The 19,927-nt window shown below is 67.9% G+C and carries 28 protein-coding genes; 5 read left to right on the forward strand and 23 right to left on the reverse strand.

Going from position 1 to position 19,927, the window contains the following annotated elements; all coding sequences use genetic code 11:
- The first annotated feature begins 222 nt into the window (after window positions 1-222).
- Together eccD and mycP are read left to right on the forward strand one after the other, a co-directional pair.
- Window positions 223-1,617 (forward strand): type VII secretion integral membrane protein EccD, encoded by a 1,395-nt coding sequence (eccD, locus tag ORV05_RS30060; protein ID WP_144590642.1) that lies wholly within the window; start codon window positions 223-225, stop codon window positions 1,615-1,617.
- A 35-nt stretch (window positions 1,618-1,652) separates the two neighbouring features.
- Window positions 1,653-3,068 (forward strand): type VII secretion-associated serine protease mycosin, encoded by a 1,416-nt coding sequence (gene mycP / locus ORV05_RS30065; protein WP_268755327.1) that lies wholly within the window; start codon window positions 1,653-1,655, stop codon window positions 3,066-3,068.
- A gap of 335 nt (window positions 3,069-3,403) precedes the next feature.
- Here the strand turns inward: mycP and eccB are convergent, their stop codons facing one another.
- Window positions 3,404-4,939 (reverse strand): type VII secretion protein EccB, encoded by a 1,536-nt coding sequence (eccB, locus tag ORV05_RS30070; protein WP_268759966.1) that lies wholly within the window; start codon window positions 4,937-4,939, stop codon window positions 3,404-3,406.
- Between the two features lie 345 nt (window positions 4,940-5,284).
- On the opposite strand from eccB, the gene ORV05_RS30075 reads away from it, so the two are divergent.
- From ORV05_RS30075 to ORV05_RS30085, 3 genes are read left to right on the forward strand one after another with little or no spacing between them, the layout of a single operon-like run.
- A complete protein-coding gene (locus ORV05_RS30075) occupies window positions 5,285-5,587 on the forward strand; it encodes a hypothetical protein (RefSeq protein ID WP_268760089.1) in 303 nt (100 codons plus the stop codon).
- On the forward strand, window positions 5,536-6,714 hold the full coding sequence (eccE, locus tag ORV05_RS30080; protein WP_268759967.1) for a type VII secretion protein EccE: 1,179 nt from the start codon (window positions 5,536-5,538) through the stop codon (window positions 6,712-6,714). Before ORV05_RS30075 ends, eccE begins: the two co-directional genes overlap by 52 nt.
- Window positions 6,711-7,433: a hypothetical protein gene (locus ORV05_RS30085; RefSeq protein WP_144586647.1), complete on the forward strand. Its 723-nt coding sequence runs from the start codon at window positions 6,711-6,713 to the stop codon at window positions 7,431-7,433. Before eccE ends, ORV05_RS30085 begins: the two co-directional genes overlap by 4 nt.
- Before the next feature lie 66 nt (window positions 7,434-7,499).
- Here ORV05_RS30085 and truA read toward each other — a convergent pair whose 3' ends face one another.
- From truA to rplN, 22 genes are all read right to left on the reverse strand, one after another.
- Window positions 7,500-8,348: a tRNA pseudouridine(38-40) synthase TruA gene (gene truA / locus ORV05_RS30090; RefSeq protein ID WP_268759968.1), complete on the reverse strand. Its 849-nt coding sequence runs from the start codon at window positions 8,346-8,348 to the stop codon at window positions 7,500-7,502.
- Between the two features lie 62 nt (window positions 8,349-8,410).
- The gene (gene rplQ / locus ORV05_RS30095; RefSeq protein ID WP_144586645.1) at window positions 8,411-8,989 is read right to left on the reverse strand and encodes a 50S ribosomal protein L17; all 579 of its coding nucleotides are present in this window, start codon (window positions 8,987-8,989) and stop codon (window positions 8,411-8,413) included.
- A gap of 80 nt (window positions 8,990-9,069) precedes the next feature.
- Window positions 9,070-10,131, reverse strand: a complete 1,062-nt coding sequence (locus tag ORV05_RS30100; RefSeq protein WP_144586644.1) for a DNA-directed RNA polymerase subunit alpha — start codon at window positions 10,129-10,131, stop codon at window positions 9,070-9,072.
- 91 nt (window positions 10,132-10,222) lie between these two features.
- Complete coding sequence (gene rpsD / locus ORV05_RS30105; protein ID WP_268755328.1) at window positions 10,223-10,828, reverse strand: 30S ribosomal protein S4; 606 nt, start codon at window positions 10,826-10,828, stop codon at window positions 10,223-10,225.
- Window positions 10,829-10,851: 23 nt separating this feature from the next.
- Window positions 10,852-11,256: a 30S ribosomal protein S11 gene (gene rpsK, locus ORV05_RS30110; protein ID WP_091505007.1), complete on the reverse strand. Its 405-nt coding sequence runs from the start codon at window positions 11,254-11,256 to the stop codon at window positions 10,852-10,854.
- Window positions 11,257-11,274: 18 nt separating this feature from the next.
- Window positions 11,275-11,478 (reverse strand): hypothetical protein, encoded by a 204-nt coding sequence (locus ORV05_RS30115; protein WP_186382431.1) that lies wholly within the window; start codon window positions 11,476-11,478, stop codon window positions 11,275-11,277.
- Window positions 11,475-11,855, reverse strand: coding sequence for a 30S ribosomal protein S13 (gene rpsM, locus ORV05_RS30120; protein ID WP_268755329.1), 381 nt, complete (start codon window positions 11,853-11,855; stop codon window positions 11,475-11,477). Before rpsM ends, ORV05_RS30115 begins: the two co-directional genes overlap by 4 nt.
- A gap of 202 nt (window positions 11,856-12,057) precedes the next feature.
- On the reverse strand, window positions 12,058-12,171 hold the full coding sequence (gene rpmJ / locus ORV05_RS30125) for a 50S ribosomal protein L36 (protein ID WP_004558882.1): 114 nt from the start codon (window positions 12,169-12,171) through the stop codon (window positions 12,058-12,060).
- Between the two features lie 133 nt (window positions 12,172-12,304).
- Complete coding sequence (gene infA / locus ORV05_RS30130; RefSeq protein ID WP_004558881.1) at window positions 12,305-12,526, reverse strand: translation initiation factor IF-1; 222 nt, start codon at window positions 12,524-12,526, stop codon at window positions 12,305-12,307.
- Window positions 12,527-12,731: 205 nt separating this feature from the next.
- Entirely contained in the window at window positions 12,732-13,475 is a 744-nt protein-coding gene (gene map, locus ORV05_RS30135) for a type I methionyl aminopeptidase (RefSeq protein ID WP_268759969.1), read from the reverse strand.
- An 81-nt stretch (window positions 13,476-13,556) separates the two neighbouring features.
- On the reverse strand, window positions 13,557-14,111 hold the full coding sequence (locus tag ORV05_RS30140; RefSeq protein ID WP_144586641.1) for an adenylate kinase: 555 nt from the start codon (window positions 14,109-14,111) through the stop codon (window positions 13,557-13,559).
- Window positions 14,108-15,415, reverse strand: a complete 1,308-nt coding sequence (gene secY / locus ORV05_RS30145; RefSeq protein WP_268755330.1) for a preprotein translocase subunit SecY — start codon at window positions 15,413-15,415, stop codon at window positions 14,108-14,110. The genes ORV05_RS30140 and secY overlap by 4 nt, the downstream gene beginning before the upstream one ends.
- 319 nt (window positions 15,416-15,734) lie before the next feature.
- Entirely contained in the window at window positions 15,735-16,181 is a 447-nt protein-coding gene (gene rplO, locus ORV05_RS30150; protein WP_268755331.1) for a 50S ribosomal protein L15, read from the reverse strand.
- Entirely contained in the window at window positions 16,178-16,363 is a 186-nt protein-coding gene (rpmD, locus tag ORV05_RS30155) for a 50S ribosomal protein L30 (RefSeq protein WP_144586638.1), read from the reverse strand. The genes rplO and rpmD overlap by 4 nt, the downstream gene beginning before the upstream one ends.
- Window position 16,364: 1 nt before the next feature.
- Window positions 16,365-17,009 carry a 30S ribosomal protein S5 gene (rpsE, locus tag ORV05_RS30160; protein ID WP_144586637.1) on the reverse strand — a complete coding sequence of 215 codons (645 nt, stop codon included), beginning with the start codon at window positions 17,007-17,009 and terminating at the stop codon, window positions 16,365-16,367.
- 45 nt (window positions 17,010-17,054) lie between these two features.
- The gene (gene rplR / locus ORV05_RS30165; RefSeq protein WP_144586636.1) at window positions 17,055-17,453 is read right to left on the reverse strand and encodes a 50S ribosomal protein L18; all 399 of its coding nucleotides are present in this window, start codon (window positions 17,451-17,453) and stop codon (window positions 17,055-17,057) included.
- A 2-nt stretch (window positions 17,454-17,455) separates the two neighbouring features.
- On the reverse strand, window positions 17,456-17,995 hold the full coding sequence (gene rplF, locus ORV05_RS30170) for a 50S ribosomal protein L6 (RefSeq protein ID WP_144586635.1): 540 nt from the start codon (window positions 17,993-17,995) through the stop codon (window positions 17,456-17,458).
- Window positions 17,996-18,011: 16 nt separating this feature from the next.
- Window positions 18,012-18,410, reverse strand: coding sequence for a 30S ribosomal protein S8 (gene rpsH / locus ORV05_RS30175; protein ID WP_268755332.1), 399 nt, complete (start codon window positions 18,408-18,410; stop codon window positions 18,012-18,014).
- Between the two features lie 76 nt (window positions 18,411-18,486).
- Window positions 18,487-18,672, reverse strand: coding sequence for a type Z 30S ribosomal protein S14 (locus ORV05_RS30180; protein ID WP_091505019.1), 186 nt, complete (start codon window positions 18,670-18,672; stop codon window positions 18,487-18,489).
- A gap of 3 nt (window positions 18,673-18,675) precedes the next feature.
- A complete protein-coding gene (gene rplE / locus ORV05_RS30185) occupies window positions 18,676-19,239 on the reverse strand; it encodes a 50S ribosomal protein L5 (protein ID WP_144586633.1) in 564 nt (187 codons plus the stop codon).
- A complete protein-coding gene (rplX, locus tag ORV05_RS30190; protein ID WP_144586632.1) occupies window positions 19,239-19,553 on the reverse strand; it encodes a 50S ribosomal protein L24 in 315 nt (104 codons plus the stop codon). Before rplX ends, rplE begins: the two co-directional genes overlap by 1 nt.
- Window positions 19,553-19,921, reverse strand: a complete 369-nt coding sequence (gene rplN, locus ORV05_RS30195) for a 50S ribosomal protein L14 (protein ID WP_091505022.1) — start codon at window positions 19,919-19,921, stop codon at window positions 19,553-19,555. The genes rplX and rplN overlap by 1 nt, the downstream gene beginning before the upstream one ends.
- Window positions 19,922-19,927 lie beyond the last annotated feature (6 nt).

Here is a 19,927-nt window from a genome sequence, read left to right on the forward strand (position 1 = left end):
TAGCGAACAACGCGCGCCGCAGGGGGCAAGACTGCCCAAGCGGGCCTCGTTCTCGCCGAAACCGCCCCACGACGACCCCAGGTGCGCTAATACTAGGACCGCCCACCGACGATCCGGAGCGTTTCGGTGAGCCCGGGCGGGCACACACGGGCGGCCGATGCCGCGAAGGCGCCAGTTGGGTATAAGTAGCCCGCAGCATTCTCTTTCTTAGGGGGCACGTAGGTGGCAACGGGCACGACGGTTTTCAGCAGGGTCACGGTGATCGCGCCGCGCACCCGGATCGACGTGGCCCTCCCGGCCGACGTCGCGGTCGCGGATCTGCTGCCCATGCTGTTGGACATGGCCAAGGAAGCCTCGCCGGACGGCGGCGCGCGGCACGGCGGGTGGGCACTGGCCAAGCTCGGCGACGCGCCGCTCGACCCGAGCCGCACGCTGGCTTCGCTCGGGATCGTCGACGGTGAACTCCTGCAACTGCGCCGCCGCAACGAGAACCCGCCGCCGCCCCTCTACGACGACGTCGTGGACGCCATCGCGGACGCCGATCCCGACAGCTTCCGCCCGTGGACGAAGGAAACCGCGCGTCGCATCGGTCACGTCGCGGGCGGGCTGGCCCTGTTCGTCGCCGCCGCGGCCCTGTTCATGAGCGGCCCACTCTTCGGCGGGAACGCGATCGCGGTGGCGATCACCGCGGGTGTGGCCGCCATCGCCTGCGTCGCTCTCGGCGCCACACTGGCCAAGGCCTACCAGGCCGAGGGGACCGGTGTGGTGATCGCCGCCGCGGGCGGACTGCCGTTCGCCTTCGTGGCCGGTTTCTCCGCCGTCCCCGGGCTGACGGTCCGGGCGAACCTGCTGCTCGGCAGCGGGCTGGTGGTGATCGTCGCGGCGGTCTCGATCATGATCATGGGCGCGGGGATCACCACGTTCATCGCCGCGGCCACGGCAGGCGTCATCGGCGTGCTGGCCTTCACCGTCGCGACCCTCATCGCGCATCCGGCGCCGGGCATCGCGGCAGGCACCGCGGCGGTCTCCCTCGCCGCGATCTCCATGCTTCCCCGTGCCACCATCTGGCTGGCCAAACTCCCGCTGCCCCACGTGCCCAGCACGGCCGAGGAACTGAAGGAAGACGACGCCTACCCGGACTACACGGCGATCGAGCGCCGCACCGCGGTGGCACACAACTACATGACCGGTCTGCTGATCGGCTGCGGGAGCGCGACCGCGATCGCCGCGATCATCACCGCCACCGCCCCTGGGGTGTTCGGCATCCTGACCGCGGTGGTCGCCACGCTGGTGCTCCTGCTGCGGGCGCGGTCCTACGCCAACGGGGCGCAGGCGGTCGCCCTGCTCACCACCGGCATCGTGGCGGGCACCGGCATCATGATCGGCTGGCTCGGTTCGCAGACCAGCACCGGAAGGCTGCTGTGGGTGTTCGGCACGCTGGTGATCGTGGCCGCCGCCGCGCTCGTGACCGGCGTGGTCTTCCCGAACCAGCGGTTTTCGCCGCCGCTGCGCCGGAGCGTGGAGATCTTCGAGGCGATCTGCATCGCGACCGTGCTCCCGCTGGCGCTGGCGGTCATGGACCTCTACACCACGCTCCGGCACGTTTCGTTCAGCTGATCGTGGTTTCGGCACGCAGGAGAGGGGTTGCGCGCGTGCGCACACTGGGGGTTCCCGGCCGGACGGCAACCGTGCTGCTCGTGGCCGCCATGGGTGCCTTGAGCCCGTTGACGGCGGCGGCGCAGGGGGAATCCTGGGCCCCGCCGTCGTCCAGCGCCAGCCCGCCGGACGACGGCGGCGGCCAATCAGGCATCAACTACACGCCGAAAACGCAGTGCGTGTCGCGGGATCTGAACAACGACGTGAAGCTGCAGGAAAAACCGTGGGGCCAGCAGTATCTGCAGATCGAACAGGCCCAGAAACTCGCCAGGGCGGCGACCGGCAGCGTCGGCGGCGGCATCAAGGTCGCGGTGATCGACACCGGGGTCACCCAGCACCCGTACTTCCAGTTCGGGGTCGAGTCGGGCGGCGACTACGTGGACGCGTCCAAGCACGGCCTGGAGGACTGTGACGGCCACGGCACCGAAGTCGCCGGGATCATCGCCGCGAAAACCCCCGATGACATCGGCTTCAAGGGGGTCGCACCCGACGCGAAGATCGTGTCGATCCGGCAGTCCAGCCAGAACTACTCGCTGGACAACCAGTCCGGCGGCCAGGACAACAACGGGAGCCGCCAGCAGGGCCAAGGCGCCGGTAACACGACCACGCTGGCCCAGGCGGTCATGCGCGCGGCCAACATCCCGGTCGACGTGATCAACATGTCGGTGGACAACTGCCGCCCCGCGGACGGGAGGATCAACGGCGGCGAGGCCCAACTGCAGGCGGCCATCCACTACGCGGTTACGGTCAAGAACATCGTGGTGGTCGCCGCGGCGGGCAACGTCTCGAACACCTGCCCGCAGAACGACCAGGCCGACCCCGACAAGCCCCGCTCGATCGTCAGCCCGCCCTGGTTCTCCGACGACGTGCTTTCCGTCGCCGCGATCGACGAGACCGGTGGCGTCGCCCCGTTCAGCATGCACGGGCCGTGGGTGAGCGTCGCCGCGCCCGGCACCAAGATCACCTCCCTTGATCCCTCCAAGGGCACCGACCAGCTGGCCAACCAGGTGTTCGACGGCGGTCAGCTCCAGGCCATCCAGGGCACCAGCTTCGCGGCGCCCTATGTCGCCGGAGTGGCGGCACTGGTGCGCGCGCAGTTCCCGAAGCTGACCGCGCACCAGGTGATGGACCGGATCAAGGCGACCGCACAGCACCCGGGGGCACCGGGTGGCCGGGACAACTACATCGGCTATGGCGTGGTGAACCCGATCGCGGCACTCACCGCGATCGTTCCGGCTGAGGAAGGTGTTCCGGCCGCAAAGGCCAAGCAGCTTCCCTCCGGACTGCCGCCCGCCTCGCACAAGAACTGGACGCCGATGATCGTCGCACTGGCGGGCACCGGCGGCGGTCTCCTGGTGCTGCTGATCACGCTGTTCGTGGTCCACACCATCCGGCGCAAGCGCCCGGCGTAACGCTCCGCCACTTGAGAGTCCCACGCTCCGCCGCTTGAGTTCCACGCTCCGCCGCTTGAGTTCCACGCTCCGCCGCTTGAGTTCCACGCTCCGCCGGTTGAGTTCGGGCTCAGGCGCCACGTAGGCCCGACGCGGATCGTCAAGGATGCCCGGCTGGGGAGCCTTCTCGCCCCTCTCGTCATGAAGCAAGGGATGTTTACTACGGAACCAACCCGTAGCAAACATCCCTTGCTTCGTTTCAGGAACGCAAGTCGATCCGGAGTTCAGAGAGCGCTTTCGCAAAAGACAAGGGCCGTGAGGGGAGCTCCCTCACGGCCCTGTCACGGGGAAACCGGTCAGTTGCCGCCCGGCGCACTGCTCGTCTGCTGTTGCTGCTGTTGCTGTTGCTGGCTCGGGTAGCTACCCGCCGACGGCGCGACTGGGATGTCGTCGTAGCTCTTCTGCGCGTCAGTGACGTTCAGCGAGGTTCCCGTCGGCAGCAGCGCGATGATCGCCTCGGGCGCCGGCCTCGCGCCGTCCAGCCCCAGTGCCTTCGCCGTGTTCTCGTCCGGAATGCCGTACCGGAGGCCTGTGTCGGTGATCAGGCTGATCGGGCCGCGGTTGAAGGTCGCCGCGCCGGTGGCCGACTGCACCACGGCGCCGTGTCCCGGCGACATGTAGAAGTGGTCGATCCGCTGGCCTTCCGGGTTCGGCTTGCCGATGTCGATCAGCTTCCCGTCCTTGGGCACCGGCAGGGTCGAGCCGACCGAAACCACGGTGTGCGGCTGGTTGTTGACGATGTTCCAGCCGAGGCAGGTCACCGGCGACGTGATCGGGTCGAGAATGGTCGGGACCACCGACGGCATCGTGCTCACCGGCAGGAAGTCCGGATCGGTCTGCTGGATCTGACGGACCTCGCTGATCTTGTCCGGGCTGACTGCCGGTACCTCCCGGTTGCCCGCCTGCGCCGTGCGGATCAAGTCACCCACCGCCTGCGACACCTGCTGGATGCCGTTCTGCAGCAGCACGTACACGTCCTGTTTGCCACTGACACTGTTGATCTTGAAGACACTACCGACGTGCAAGCCGGCGCTCTTGAGGGCCGGGAAGGACGTGCTATTGCCGACGCCGGGGATCTGCGGCGGTGCCAGCGGTGGTACCAGCGGGATCGAGTTGAGCAGCCCGATCGAGATGTGCCGGACCGTGCCCGGGTTGAGGTGGAAGGAGTTCAGCACCGCGGCCTGATTCGGGTCGACCTCGGCCCGCACGGTGTTGGCGTTGGGATCGTTGGGATTGTTCGGCAACCGGTAGATCAGGTAGTACTTGCCGTTGTCGGCCTGGACCAACACCGCCGCGTCGACGCTCAGTTCGTCGCCGAGTTTCGACTGTCCGGCGAACACCGTGGTCTGCAACGTCGCCTTCTGCAACTGCGACGAGGTCGGCAGCCGGTCGTTGATCATCAACTGGTCGCAGATGCCCCAGTCGTCGCTGATCCGCTGGCCGCTGGTGGGCAGCAGTTGCGGGCCGTCCACGATACCGGTGCGCCGGTTGTGCGGGATGCCCTTGAGGGAATCGTCCGGCACCACCGTAGGGGGCGAGACCTGTGTGTTGCCCCCCTTCTGCAGCGCCATCAGCAGCAGACGCGCGGAAGCGAGGTTGAACGTCGGTGTGAGGGACTTGGGACTGCCCGACACGACGTAGATCGTGCCGGACTCCTTGCCGATCACGATGCCCGAGTCGGGCACCGAGGGCGAAGGATTGATCAGTCCGAAGATCACGAAGCCGACCACGCCGAGCAGGCCGAGGATGAACCCGACGAGCGTGGCGCGGCCGTGCGTGCGCATCGGATCGTGCAGCATGACCGAATCGCGCCGGACCAGCGCGGACTGCATGCGCCGCAAGACGAACTGATACGCATGAACCTGAGACTTTGTTGTCGGTGTTGACGGCATTCTCGACCTACAGCTCCCCGAGTCGCGGTACGGTTCCGCAGGATAACCGTACGAGAACCGTACTGGTGCGGGTTTCGATGAACTCGGGCTAGTGTCAGGGCCTCGCAACCGGCTTTCGGTACGCAGCACTACGAGGGGAAGAGAAAGCGCGGATGTCCGTCACCACGCCTCCACGTCCTCCCGGGCCGCCCGGCTCGCCGCCGCCAAGGCGTCCCGCGGGCCCACCACCGCGACAGGGCCGGCCCGGGGGACCCGTCGGCGGTCCGGGCGCCCCGATGCCACCACGTGCTCCCATTCCGGGCGGTCCCGGCGGACCTGGGGGTCCCGGCAGGCCGCCCGGTCCCGGTGGACCAGGCGGGCCTGGTGGTCCGGGTGGACCTGGTGGTCCGGGTGGACCTGGTGGTCCGGGCGGACCCGGTGGACCGGGCGGACCCGGCGGCCCGCCCCCTGGACAGTCCGGCCAGCCCGCCGGAGCGGTACCGGCCAGGGTCGCGCCTCCGGCGCGCCGCCGCGCCCTCGGCGCGGCTCTCGGACCGATCCCGGTCACCAACCTCGTCGTGCTGGAAGTCGGGCTGGCCATCGGGCTGATCCTGCTCGCCATCAACAAGTCGCTGCTCTACGTCGGGGTCGGCATCCTGGGAGCCGCGCTGCTGATCGCGATCCTGCGCTGGCGCGGGAAATGGTTCACCCAGTGGTTCGGGCTCACCCTCCGCTACGCGTTCCGTTCGCACGGCCGGTCGGTCACGCCCCCTCCGCCCAGCGTGGAGCCCAGGCAGGACGAGTCGGTCACCGGCCCCGAGGACGCCAGAGTCAGTCTCCTCCGGCTCGTCGTACCGGATCTCGTGGTGGCGCACACCGTGGACCACGAGCGTGCCCCCGTCGGCCTCGCCCTGCACGAAGGCACCTGGACGGCCGTACTGCTCGTCGAGCCCACCCCGGCTTTGATCACGCAGGCCGACGGAGCACCGAGCCTTCCGCTGTCCGGCCTGGCGCGCTGCCTTGAAGACCGTGGCGTGGTCCTGGACTCCATCCAGGTCATCTGGCACACCTACCCGGGAAGCGCCGCGCTGCCTGCCGAATCCCCCGCGCTGAGCTCGTACATGGAGGTGCTCGGCCCGCTGCCCGCCGCCGCCCGCCGCACCACCTGGGTGGCGATCCGGCTGGATCCGCGTCGCTGCTCGGCAGCCGTGCGGGAACGGGGTGGCGGGGTCGTCGGTGCGCACCGCGCGCTCATCGGCGCCTTGTCCCGGGTCCGCAACGCCCTGGAGTCGCAGGGAGTGCCGACACGTCCGCTCGCCCCCGACGAGCTGCTGCGCGCCGGAATCTCCGCCGCGGAACTCACGGCCGTGGCGGGGAATGCCGCTCAGGTGAACCTCCGCGAACACTGGACCAGCGCGACGGCCGCCGGGATCGGGCACGCCAGCTACGCGGTCACCAGCTGGCCGAAGGGCAAGATCACCGGGACCCTGAACGCGCTGACGAGTGTGCGTGCGCTTTCGGCAACGGTGGCGCTATCCATCTCGCCTTCGGACGACGAGGGGCAGATCGGCCTGCGTGGTGTGGTCCGGCTGAGCGCGCGCAACCCGCGTGAGCTCGACTCCGCGGACGAGCGGTTGAACACGCTGGCCGACCGGATCGGCGTTTCCCTCACCCCGCTGCGCGGCCTGCAGATCGAAGGACTCGCGGCGACCCTGCCGATGGGAGGCACGGCATGAGCCTGCGCTTGCGCGATCCGGGCCGCAACAACGGGGTGGCACCGGAGTTCACCGTCGATCCGTCCCTGCTCGACGCGATCAGCCCGTCCGGGGACCGGGGCGGCATCGTGGTGGGTTCGGGCTTGAAGGGCGAGGCGCTGACGATTTCGGCGCTGCGCTCGATGCCGACCAGGATCGTGCTCGTCGGTGGTCTGTACCTGGCGCGGCAGGTGGCGATGCGGTCGATGGCCGTCGGCGCATGGGTGGTCATCGCGACCGGGCGTCCCGCCGCCTGGCAGGTGCTTCCCAAGGCCGCGGGCAACCAGCCGAACGGCGCCCCCTCACCGCTGGTGCAGATCCGCCGCCTGTCGCCGGTCGAACTGCCTCGCCCCTCCGAGGACGCACCGCTGCTGGTGGTCACCGACGGCGGACCGACCCCGCAGGACCTGTTCCCGCCCCGCTCGCCTTGGCAGACCACGGTTTATGTGCTGCCGTACCTGCATCCGCAGGCCACGACGATCGCGAACGCGGCGGACATCGTGCTCATGCAACGGCTTCCGGTCGGGCAGGCCGAACTGGCCGCCCGCATCTGGCGGCTGCCACCGCAGATGGTGCGGCAACTGACCACGCTCAAGGACGACCAGGTGGTGGCACTGGGCCAGAACCTGTGGCGGCCGCTGCGCCTGGTCAGCACGCCGAGGGAGCAGCAGATCCTCGGCCCGGTGCGGCGAGGCGACTGAACCGGTGAAATGGGAAAGCGCCCTCTCCGAAGTTCGAAGAGGGCGCTTTCCCATGCATGCCTTCGGTCAGGACACTTCGCCGGCCTGCCGCACGTTGCGGGTCTGCTCGGCGCGAGCGGCGAGCTCTTCGTCCGGCGGGTAATCGACACCGACCAGCGTGAGCCCGTGCGCGGGGGCGACGGCACTGTCCCGGACACGGCTGCTCAGCACCTCCGCGGGCCAACTCGCCGCACGCCGCCCGTCCCCGACGAGGAGCAGGGCCCCCACCAGGCTGCGCACCATCGAATGGCAGAACGCGTCGGCCGAGACCTCGGCCTCGAGCAGATACTCGTCGAGCCGCCGCCACCTGAAGCACTGCAACTCGCGGATCGTCGTACTGCCCTCCCGTTGCTTGCAGAAGGCCGCGAAGTCCCTGAGCCCCAGCAATGCCTCGGAAGCCTGGTTCATCGCGTCCACGGACAACGGACGGCCCCAGGGAAGGGTGTCGTGGCGCCGCAGAGGATCCACGCCCCACGGCGCGTCCGAGACGCGGTACCGGTAGTGCCGTCGAACGGCGGAGAAGCGAGCGTCGAACCCGGGTGGAGCGATCCGCGCACCGAGCACCCGGACATCCCCGGGCAGATAACGGTTCCAGCGGTGGCACATGCGGGTCAGCTCGGGAATGCCGTGCTCGTCCACGGCGAGCCTGGCGGAGGGATCCGGTCCGTCGAACGGCACCACGTCCACGTGCACCACCTGGCCCGTCGCGTGCACACCGGCATCGGTACGCCCGGCGACCACCACCGAGTGCGGCACGGCAGCGCCGGGGGGCTGTTTGGCGAGCGCCTCCTCCAGCAGGCCCTGCACCGTCCGCCGGCCGGGTTGCCGCGCCCACCCCGAAAAGCCCGTGCCGTCGTAACTGACGTCGAGCCGCAGACGAACGAGCCCGCTCTCCCCTCTGGGGTGAGCGGGCTCGTCACGCGGGCTGAAGCTCCCCGTCAGGACTCGTCCTTCTTGTCCTCGGCCTTCGGGGTCTCCTCGTCGGCGCCTTCGGCCGGTTCCGCGGCCGCCTCGGTCGTCGCCGAAACCGGAGCCTCGGCGTCCTGGTCGGCGGCGGCAGCGTCGGCGGCGGCCTCGGTCGCCGTCTCCTCGACCGGAGCCGCGGCCTCGTCCTTGGCGAACGTGGTCTTGCGAGCGCGCTCGGCCTCCGAGGTCACCGTCTTCTCGGCCACCAGTTCGATGACCGCCATCGGGGCGTTGTCGCCCTTGCGCGGGACCGTCTTGGTGATCCGGGTGTAGCCGCCCTCGCGGTCGGCGAAGAACGGGCCGATCTCCGCGATCAGCTTGTGCACCACGTCCTTGTCGCGGATGACACGCTGGATCTGGCGGCGGTTGTGCAGGTCGCCCCGCTTGGCCTTGGTGATCAGCTTCTCGGCGAGCGGACGCATCCGGCGCGCCTTGGCCTCGGTGGTCTTGATCTTGCCGTGCTCGAACAGCGACGTGGCCAGGTTCGCCAGCATCAACCGCTCATGGGCCGACGATCCACCGAGACGGGGGCCCTTCGTGGGGGTGGGCATTGCTTCTCCTCGTTCAGGTTCGCGGCTGCAGGCCGCGCTCGTCCACCGCGGGCGGCCGCGGTGGACGAGCGGTCACCGGCCTACAACTGCTCCGTCTCTGCGTAGTCCTGGCCGTCGTCGTGGCCAGCGTCCGAAATAGTGTCGACGCCCTCGGACCAGCCTTCGCCCTCGTAGCTGGCGGCGGCGGCCGTCGGGTCGAACCCGGGCGGGCTGTCCTTGAGCGAAAGACCCAGACCGACCAGCTTCAGCTTGACCTCGTCGATCGACTTGGCACCGAAGTTGCGGATGTCGAGCAGGTCCGCCTCGCTGCGGGAGACGAGCTCACCCACGGTGTGGATGCCCTCGCGCTTGAGGCAGTTGTACGACCGGACGGTCAGGTCGAGGTCCTCGATCGGCATCGCGTAGGCGGCGATGGTGTCCGCCTCCTGCGGCGACGGGCCGATCTCGATGCCTTCGGCGTCGACGTTCAGCTCGCGGGCGAGACCGAACAGCTCGACCAGCGTCTTGCCTGCCGACGCGACGGCGTCCCGGGGCGTGATCGACGGCTTGGTCTCCACGTCCAGGATCAGCTTGTCGAAGTCGGTGCGCTGCTCGACACGGGTCGCCTCGACCTTGTAGGTGACCTTGAGCACCGGCGAGTAGATCGAGTCGACCGGGATCCGGCCGATCTCGGCGCCCGCCTGCTTGTTCTGCAGGGCGGGCACGTAACCGCGGCCGCGCTCGACGACCAGCTCGATCTCCAGCTTGCCCTTGCCGTTCAGCGAGGCGATGTGCAGATCGGGGTTGTGCACGGTGACACCGGCCGGGGGCACGATGTCGGCCGCGGTGACCTCACCGGGGCCCTGCTTGCGCAGGTACATGGTGACCGGCTCGTCCTCCTCGGAGGACACGACCAGTTCCTTGAGGTTCAGGATGATGTCGGTGACGTCTTCCTTCACCCCCGGGACGGTGGTGAACTCGTGCAGGACACCGTCGATGCGGATGCTGGTGACCGCCGCGCCCGGGATGGACGACAGCAGCGTGCGCCGCAGCGAGTTGCCGAGCGTGTACCCGAAGCCGGGCTCCAGCGGCTCGATGGTGAACCGGGACCGGGTTTCGTTGATCGGCTCCTCGCCGAGGGCCGGTCGCTGGGAAATCAGCACTTTCTTTCTTCCTTTCCTGCCGGCGCCCGCCATATGACGCCGAAAGGGGTGGCGAAGCGGCGGCGCGCATGGGACGCGCCGCCGCTGTCGATCACTTCGAGTAGAACTCGACGATCAGCTGTTCCTGCACCGGAACCTCGATCTGGGCCCGCTCGGGGAGCTGGTGCACCAGGACGCGGAGGTTCGACGGCACGACCTGCAGCCAAGCCGGGACGGGCCGGTCGCCGAAGGATTCCTTCGCGGCGACGAACGGCAGCATCGACATCGACTTCGGCCGCACGTCGATGATGTCCCACTTCGCCACCTGGTAGCTGGGGATGTTCACCTTCTGGCCGTTGACCAGGAAGTGCCCGTGGCTGACCAGCTGGCGAGCCTGGCGGCGGGTGCGCGCGATGCCGGCGCGGTAGATCACGTTGTCCAGGCGGGACTCCAGGATCTGCAGCAGGTTCTCACCGGTCTTGCCGGTGCGCCGGGCGGCTTCCTTGTAGTAGCGGCTGAACTGCCGCTCGAGGATGCCGTAGGTGTGGCGAGCCTTCTGCTTCTCCTGCAGCTGGAGCAGGTATTCGCTCTCCTTGACCCGGCCGCGGCCGTGCTGGCCGGGCGGGTAGGGACGACGCTCGAAAGCCTGGTCGCCGCCGATGAGGTCGACCTTGAGACGCCGCGAGATACGAGTCGCGGGGCCGGTGTAGCGAGCCATGTGTTCTTACTCCTCCCCGTTCCTCAGACCCGGCGCCGCTTGGGCGGGCGGCAGCCGTTGTGCGGCTGCGGGGTCACGTCCTGGATGGTGCCGACCTCGAGACCGGCGGCCTGCAGCGAACGGATCGCCGTCTCACGGCCGGAACCCGGGCCCTTGACGAACACGTCGACCTTCTTCATGCCGTGCTCGGCGGCCTTGCGGGCCGCGTTCTCGGCGGCCATCTGCGCGGCGAACGGGGTGGACTTGCGCGAGCCCTTGAACCCGACGTGGCCGGACGAGGCCCACGAGATCACCGCACCGGTGGGGTCGGTGATCGACACGATGGTGTTGTTGAACGTGCTCTTGATGTGCGCGTGGCCGTGCGCGACGTTCTTCTTTTCCTTCCGCCGGACCTTCTTGGCCCCGGCGGTACGAGACTTGGGTGGCATGTCTGGGTGATTCTCCTCTTAGCGCGAGCTGTCTTCGTGAGCGGCGGCGGCCGATGCTGCCTCCAGGGCTTCCCGCTGTCCGCGACGGATCAGCGAGCCGGCGTCGGCGTACAACTGACGCAGCGCCATCGGGCGCGCGTAGAGGGCCTTCGGCGATACGCACGAGGTCCGGGTGAGCCGCTGCCCACCGAAACGCACGACCTTCTTGCCCTGAACACTCACTTCTTGCCGGCCTTCTTCTTCCCGGCGACCGTCTTCTTCGGCCCCTTGCGGGTACGAGCGTTGGTCTTGGTGCGCTGGCCGCGGACGGGAAGCCCGCGCCGCCACCGGAGACCCTCGTAGCAGCCGATCTCGATCTTCCGCCGGATGTCGGCGTTCACCTCGCGGCGAAGGTCACCCTCGACCTTGAAGTTCTCTTCGATGTGATCCCGCAGCTTGACGAGGTCATCGTCGGTGAGATCCCGCACCCGGGTGTCCGGGCTGAGGGAGGTCGCCGCGATGAGCTGCTTCGAGCGGGTACGGCCGATGCCGTAGATGTAGGTCAGCGCGATCTCCAACCGCTTTTCGCGGGGAAGATCGACGCCAGCGAGTCGTGCCATGGGCGCTGATGCTCCTTTGTGTCTTCGTCACTCCAGGTGTGCTCCCCGCCCGGTTCCGGGACCGACTCGCTGTCGTGCCATCCGCTCGCGCGGCTGGTGTCCCGGCCCCGGCCTGGAGTCCGGGGGTCGGCCGGACCGTCGCCGGTCCGGCAGGTGCGGGGAGGGTTGAGGTGGCCAATCCGCTCCGCGGACAGTGCCGTGATCAGCCCTGACGCTGCTTGTGACGCAGGTTCTCGCAGATCACCATGATCCGGCCGTGGCGGCGGATCACCTTGCACTTGTCGCAGATCTTCTTGACGCTCGGCTGAACCTTCACGTCTCCTGCTTCCTAGTTCGCCACGACCCCGTGCGCCCTCCCGGCACCCACGTGCCCGGACATGCGCATGGTGAGGGCACAGGTACCCTCACCCGGGTTCGCAACCCGTCTTCTTAACCGTTGCCCAACGTGATCACTTGTAGCGGTAGACGATCCGACCACGGGACAGGTCGTAGGGCGAAAGCTCTACGACAACACGGTCCTCCGGCAGGATGCGGATGTAGTGCTGCCGCATCTTGCCGCTGATGTGCGCCAGGACCTTGTGGCCGTTCTCCAACTCGACTCGAAACATCGCGTTGGGGAGTGGCTCGACCACGCGACCCTCGACCTCGATGGCCCCGTCTTTCTTAGCCATATCCTCCGCGTTTCGTGATTTTGGTTGAGCACCGAATGCCTGACTGTGTGGTGCCGACGCACACACCACCCCGAATCCAAGAACACTTCACGCGAGAGATCACGAGCGCGCTGGAACCGGCGCGATGAGTCGCCGACTAACAAGTGTACGCACTCCGTGTCGCAGCCTGCGAGCCGGGGTGAGCTGTGTTAAGGCAGGGGCCGCGTCAGGCGGTTTCGGGGGCCGCGGTGAGCACCCAGGGACCGTCCTCGGTGATGGCGACGGTGTGCTCCCAGTGGGCCGCACGCGAACCGTCCTCGGTGATCACGGTCCACCCGTCGTCGAGCTCGAGGGTTTCACCGGAACCGCCGGTGAGCATCGGTTCGATCGCCAGAGCCATCCCCACCCGCAGGCGAGGGCCCTTCCCGGGCTTGCCGACATTCGGCAGGAACGGGTCCATGTGCATCTCGCGGCCGATCCCGTGCCCGCCGTACTCCACGATCTCCCCGTAGGAAACCCCGTCGGCCTCGCCGGCCGCTTCCGCGGCCAGCTGGACGGCGTGGGAGATGTCGGTCAGCTTCGCGCCGGGTACGGCCGCCTTGATGCCGGCCCACATGGCGCTCTTGGTCGCTTCGGACAGCGCGAGGTCGGCCGCAGAGGCCGTACCCACGGCCAGCGTGACGGCCGAGTCGCCGTGCCATCCGTCCAGGATCGCGCCGCAGTCGATCGAGATCAGATCACCGTCGGCGAGAACCGTGGTCTTCGCCGGGATCCCGTGCACGACCTGCTCGTTCACCGAAGCGCAGATCGATGCCGGGAAACCGTGGTAGCCCTTGAACGAGGGCACTGCCCCCGCCTCCCGGATGGTCTGCTCCGCGAGCTCGTCCAGCTCCGCAGTGCTCACCCCGGGCTTGACCGCCTCACCCAGCAGGGTCAGGGTCCGGTACACCACCAGACCCGCCGCCCGCATGGCCTCCAGCTCACCCGGAGTCTTGATCTCGATCGAGCTACGCCGCCGCAACAGCCTCAATGCCTTATGACGCCTTCGGCCTCAGTGGCGGTCACGCAGGGCGTTCAGCACCCGTGCGGAGACCTCTTCGACGTCGCCGACGCCGTCCACCTTGATCAGGATGTCCTTGTAGTACTCGAGCAGCGGGGCGGTGTCCGACTGGTACACCTGCTGACGGCGCCGGATGACCTCCTCGGTGTCGTCCGAGCGACCCCGCGACATCAGCCGCTCCACGACCACGTCCTCCGGCACGTCCAGCTGGATGACCGCGTCCAGCGCGGTGTCGACCTCCGCCAGCATGTTGCCGAGCACCTCGGCCTGCTTCGCGTTGCGCGGGAATCCGTCCAGCAGGAAGCCGGCCTTCGCGTCGGCCTCGGCCAGGCGCTCGCGCACCATCTCGTTGGTCACGGTGTCCGGCACGAGCTCGCCCGAGTCGAGGTAGCGCTTGGCCTCCTCGCCCAGCGGGGTGCGCTCGGCGACGTGGGCACGGAACAGTTCGCCGGTGGAGATGTGCGGGACGGACAGCTTCTGCGACAACGCCTCGGCCTGGGTACCCTTTCCCGCTCCCGGCGGGCCGACAAGAACCAGGCGTGTCATCGCAGAAACCCTTCGTAATTACGCTGCATGAGCTGGCTTTCGATCTGCTTCACGGTGTCAAGGCCGACACCCACCATGATCAGCACGGCGGTACCGCCGAAGGGGAAGCTCTGGTTGTTCCCCTGCTGGGTCATGGACAGGAAGAAGTTGGGCAGGATGGCGATGACACCGAGGTAGATCGACCCGGGCAGGGTGATCCTGCCGAGCACATAGTTCAGGTATTCCGCGGTCGGACGACCGGGACGGATACCCGGAATGAAGCCACCGAACTTCTTCATCTCCTCAGCACGCTCGTCCACGTTGAACGTAATCGTGATGTAGAAGTACGTGAAGAAGATGATCAGGCCGAAGTACAGCAGAATGTGTACGTAGTTCCCCTGGTTGACCACGTAGTTCTGCAGGAAGGCCTGCCAGCCCGAGGGGCTGGTCGGGCTACCCACCAGACGGCTGATCAGATCCGGCAGGTAGAGCAGCGAAGACGCGAAGATGACCGGGATGACACCGGCCTGGTTCACCTTGATCGGCAGGTACGTCGAGGTACCGCCATACATCCGCCTGCCGATCATCCGCTTCGCGTACTGCACCGGAATCCGGCGCTGCCCCTGCTCCACGAAGATGACACTGGCAATGATCAGCAGGCCGAACACGCAGACCAGCGCGAAGACCAGGCCGCCCTTGCTGTCGAGGATGTTCTTGCCCTCGGCCGGGATGCGGGCGGCGATGTTCAGGAAGATCAAAACGGACATGCCGTTGCCGACGCCGCGCTCGGTGATGAGCTCCCCCAGCCACATCATGACCGCGGTACCGGCGGTCATGGTGACGACGATGAGCGCGAGCGACCAGACACTGTTGTCCGGGATGATCGGCACGGTGCAGCTCTGGAACAGGGCCCCGCGGTCGGCGAGCGCGACCACGCCGGTGGCCTGCAGGATCGCCAGCGCGATCGTCAGGTACCGGGTGTACTGGGTCATCCTGTTCTGGCCGGACTGGCCCTCTTTCTTCAACTCCTCGAACCGCGGGATCACGACGGTGAGCAACTGGATGATGATGCTCGCCGTGATGTAGGGCATGATGCCCGTCGAGAAGATGGACAGCTGCAGGAGCGCCCCGCCGCTGAACAGGTTCAGCAGCGAGTAGATACCCGATGAGTCGGCCTGCGCCCCACACGCCTGCACGTTGGGATAGGAGACCCCGGGCGCCGGTGTGACCGCACCGATGCGGTACACGGCCACGATCATCAGCGTGAACAGGATCTTCTTGCGCAGGTCCGGCGTAGCGAGAGCCGAGCGGAAGGCGCTGAGCACGCGGGGGACCTCCTCGGCGTCGCCGGCGGGTGTCGCCGACGATCGGCTTGGCCGGCACGGGGCCGGCGGGAACACAGCTGCACTGGCATGGGCCAGGAACGCCTCAGGGCAGAGTTGTCCCGAAACGCGCTGCCGACTCTAACAGCCGCCACGGTAGTGGCCTCACCGCAGGTTACCTTTATGGCTCCAACGGGTTATCCACGCCCCTCCCAGACGGCCGGCTACGGCCTCCCGCGGACATGAAGAGACGGCCCGTCACAAGTGACGGGCCGTCTGTTCGGGTACTGCGAATCGAACCGGCTGGACCGGATCGGGCCGATCAGGCGACGGTGGCCGAGCCTCCGGCCGCCTCCAGCTTCTCCTTGGCGGAGGTGGAGAAGGCGTCCGCGGTGACGTCCAGCTTGACGCCGTTGACGTCGCCGTTGCCCAGCACCTTGACCAGCTTGCCCTTGCGGACCAGGCCGCGAGCGACCAGCTCGTCCTTGCCGACCGCCCCGCCGTCGGTGAACACGCGAGCGATGTCGCCCACGTTCACCGGCTGGTACTCGGTGCGGAAGCGGTTCTTGAAGCCACGCAGCTTCGGCAGCCGCATGTGCAGCGGCATCTGGCCACCTTCGAAGGCGGCGGGCACGTTCTTCCGTGCCTTGGTGCCCTTCGTACCGCGGCCGGCGGTCTTGCCCTTGGAACCCTCACCACGGCCGACGCGGATCTTGTCGCGCTTGGCGCCGGGCGCGGGCCGCAGGTGGTGGATCTTGATGGCGGTCATGCCTGGACCTCCTCAACGGTCACGAGGTGGCGCACCGCGTGGATGAGGCCACGGACCTCCGGGGTGTCCTCGCGGACCACGGACTGGCGGATCTTGCGCAGTCCGAGGGTCCGCAGCGACTCCCGGTGGTTGTGCTTGGTGCCGATCTTGCTCTTGACCTGGGTGACCTTGAGCTGAGCCATGTCAGACCCCCTGTCCCGCACGCTGACGCAGCATCCGGGCGGGCGCCACGTCCTCGAGCGGCAGGCCACGGCGGGCCGCCACCTCCTCCGGACGCTGCAGACCCTTCAGGGCCGCCACGGTCGCGTGCACGATGTTGATCGCGTTGTCGCTGCCGAGCGACTTCGACAGCACGTCGTGCACGCCAGCGCATTCCAGCACCGCGCGCACGGGGCCACCGGCGATGACACCGGTACCGGCGCTGGCCGGACGGAGCAGCACCACACCGGCGGCGTCCTCACCCTGGATCGGGTGCGGGATGGTGCCGGCGATCCGAGGCACGCGGAAGAAGTTCTTCTTCGCTTCCTCGACGCCCTTGGCGATCGCCGCGGGCACCTCCTTGGCCTTGCCGTAGCCGACGCCGACCTGACCGTCGCCGTCACCGACGACCACCAGAGCGGTGAAGCTGAAGCGACGACCACCCTTGACGACCTTGGCGACACGGTTGATCGCCACGACGCGCTCGAGGTGCGGGGTCTTGTCCTGGCCGGCCCCGCCACGGCCACTGTCGCGGCGGTCCCTGCGGTCCCGACGGTCGCCGCGGTCGCTACCGCCCTGGCCGCCCGGACCGCCCTGCCCGCCGCCGAATTGCCGTGTACGTCCCGGCATCAGGCTTTCCTTCCAACTTGAAGCTTCTGCTGCGTCTTCACCGTTCTAGAACTCCAACCCCGCCTCGCGGGCGGCGTCGGCAAGCGCGGCGATCCGCCCGTGGTAGCCGTTGCCACCGTGGTCGAACACCACACCGGAGATACCCGCGTTCTTCGCACGGGCGGCCAGCAGCTCGCCGACCTTGGCGGCCTTGGCCTTCTTGTCGCCCTCGAGCGCCTGCACGTCGGCCTCCATCGACGACGCGGCGGCCAGCGTGTGGCCGGTCAGGTCGTCGATCACCTGGACGTAGATGTGCCGCGAGGACCGCTTCACCGACAGCCGGGGCCGCTCGGCGGTCCCGCTGATCTTCTTGCGGAGCCGGAAGTGACGGCGCGCCTTCGCGACGCGGCGCCGGGTCGACACGTCCTTGCCGACCGGCTTCCGCTTGGTTGAGGTTTCGCTCATGATCACTTACCCGTCTTTCCGACCTTGCGACGGATCCGCTCGCCCTCGTAGCGCAGCCCCTTGCCCTTGTACGGGTCAGGGCGGCGCAGCCGGCGGATGACCGCGGCCGTCTGGCCGACCTTCTGCTTGTCGATGCCGGACACCGAGAACCGGGTCGGGGTCTCCACCTTGAAGGTGATGCCCTCGGGGGCCTCGATCAGCACCGGGTGGCTGTAGCCGAGGGCGAACTCGAGGTCATTGCCCTTGGCCTGCACGCGGTAACCGACGCCGTGGATCTCGAGCTTCTTCTCGTAACCCTCGGTCACCCCGACGACCAGGTTGTGCACCAGGGTCCGGGTGAGTCCGTGCAGCGCGCGGCTCTCCCGCTCGTCGTTGGGCCGCTTCACGTGCAGCGTGCCGTCTTCGGCGCGTTCCACGCTGATCGGCTCCGCGACAGTGTGCGACAGGGTGCCCTTGGGCCCCTTCACCGAGATCTGCTGGCCGTCGATGGTCACCTCGACCCCGGAAGGGACGGTGATCGGCAGCTTTCCGATACGTGACATGCCTACACTCCCTCCCTTACCAGACGTAGGCGAGGACTTCCCCGCCCACTCCGTTGCGCTTGGCCTGCCGGTCGGTCTGCAGACCGGAGGACGTCGAGATGATCGCGATGCCGAGGCCGCCCAGCACGCTGGGGAGCTCCGTGGACTTCGCGTACACCCGAAGACCAGGCTTCGACACCCGGCGCAGACCGGCGATGCTGCGCTCGCGGTTGCGGCCGTACTTCAGTTCGACGACGAGGTTCTTGTGCTTCTCGCCCGGCTCGGAGCGGTAGCTCGCGATGTAGCCCTCGCGCTTGAGGATCTCCGCGATGTTCGCCTTGAGCTTCGAGTGAGGCAGCACGACCTCGTCGTGGTACGCCGAGTTGGCGTTGCGCAGACGAGTCAAGAAGTCTGCGATCGGGTCGGTCATCGTCATGGTGACCTGTCAACCTTTCTCGCCTGGTTCCCCCTGGGTGAGGGCCTGTGGCGAAGTGGGAGCCTGAGTTCTTGGATTACCAGCTGGACTTGGACACGCCCGGCAGTTCGCCCGCATGCGCCATCTCGCGGAGGCACACCCGGCAGAGTCCGAACTTGCGGAACACCGAGTGCGGCCGACCGCAGCGGTTGCAGCGGGTGTAGGCGCGCACCTTGAACTTCGGCTTGCGGGCGGCCTTGGCGATCAGAGCCTTCTTGGCCATGGCTTACGCCTCCTTGAACGGGAAGCCGAGCTTGCGAAGCAGCGCGCGGCCCTCGTCATCGGTGGTAGCGGTGGTGACAACGGTGACGTCCATACCGCGGGGGCGGTCGATGGCGTCCGGGTCGATCTCGTGGAACATCGACTGCTCGTTGAGACCGAAGGTGTAGTTGCCGTTGCCGTCGAACTGCTTGGGCGACAGCCCGCGGAAGTCACGGATACGCGGCAGAGCGATGCTCAGCAGCCGGTCCAGGAACTCCCACATCCGGTCACCGCGCAGGGTGACGCGGGCGCCGATCGGCTGGCCCTCGCGCAGCTTGAACTGCGCGATGGACTTGCGGGCCTTGCGCACCTCGGGCTTCTGCCCGGTGATGGTGGCCAGGTCGCGCACGGCGCCCTCGATCAGCTTGCTGTCCCGCGCGGCGTCGCCGACACCCATGTTGACGACGACCTTCACCACGCCCGGGATCTGGTGCACGTTGGCGTAGGTGAACTCCTGCTGGAGTTCGTTCTTGATCTGCTCGCGGTACTTCGTCTTCAACCGCGGCACGATTTTCTCTGCGGTCGTCATCAGATGTCCTTACCGGTCCGGCGCGAGACGCGAACCTTCTTGCCGTCCTCGCCGATGCGGTAACCGACGCGGGTCGGCTTGCCGTCCGAGTCGACGACCATCACGTTCGAAACGTGGATGGGCGCCTCCTGGGTAACGATCCCGCCGGACTGCGCTCCGCGCTGCGTCTGGGTGATCCGGGTGTGCTTCTTGATCCGGTTCACGCCCTCGACCAGCACACGCTGACGGTCCGGGTAGGCCTGGATGACCTTGCCCTTCGCGCCCTTGTCCTTGCCGGAAATGACGACGACCGTGTCGCCCTTCTTCACCTTCATCACAACACCTCCGGCGCGAGGGAGATGATCTTCATGAACTTGCGGTCACGCAGCTCACGACCGACCGGGCCGAAGATGCGGGTACCGCGCGGCTCGTTGTCATTCTTGATGAGCACCGCGGCGTTCTCGTCGAACCGGATGTAGGAGCCGTCCGGGCGACGCCGCTCCTTCACCGTGCGGACGACGACGGCCTTGACCACGTCACCCTTCTTCACCCCGGCAGCCGGGATGGCGTCCTTAACGGTGGCGACGATGATGTCGCCGATACCCGCGTAGCGCCGCCCCGACCCGCCGAGCACGCGGATGCAAAGGATCTCCTTGGCGCCCGTGTTGTCGGCGACTCGCAGCCGCGACTCCTGCTGGATCACGTCAAC

It is taken from the genome of Amycolatopsis cynarae (assembly GCF_026802195.1).
GTDB classification, from domain to species: Bacteria; Actinomycetota; Actinomycetes; order Mycobacteriales; family Pseudonocardiaceae; genus Amycolatopsis_E; species Amycolatopsis_E rhizosphaerae.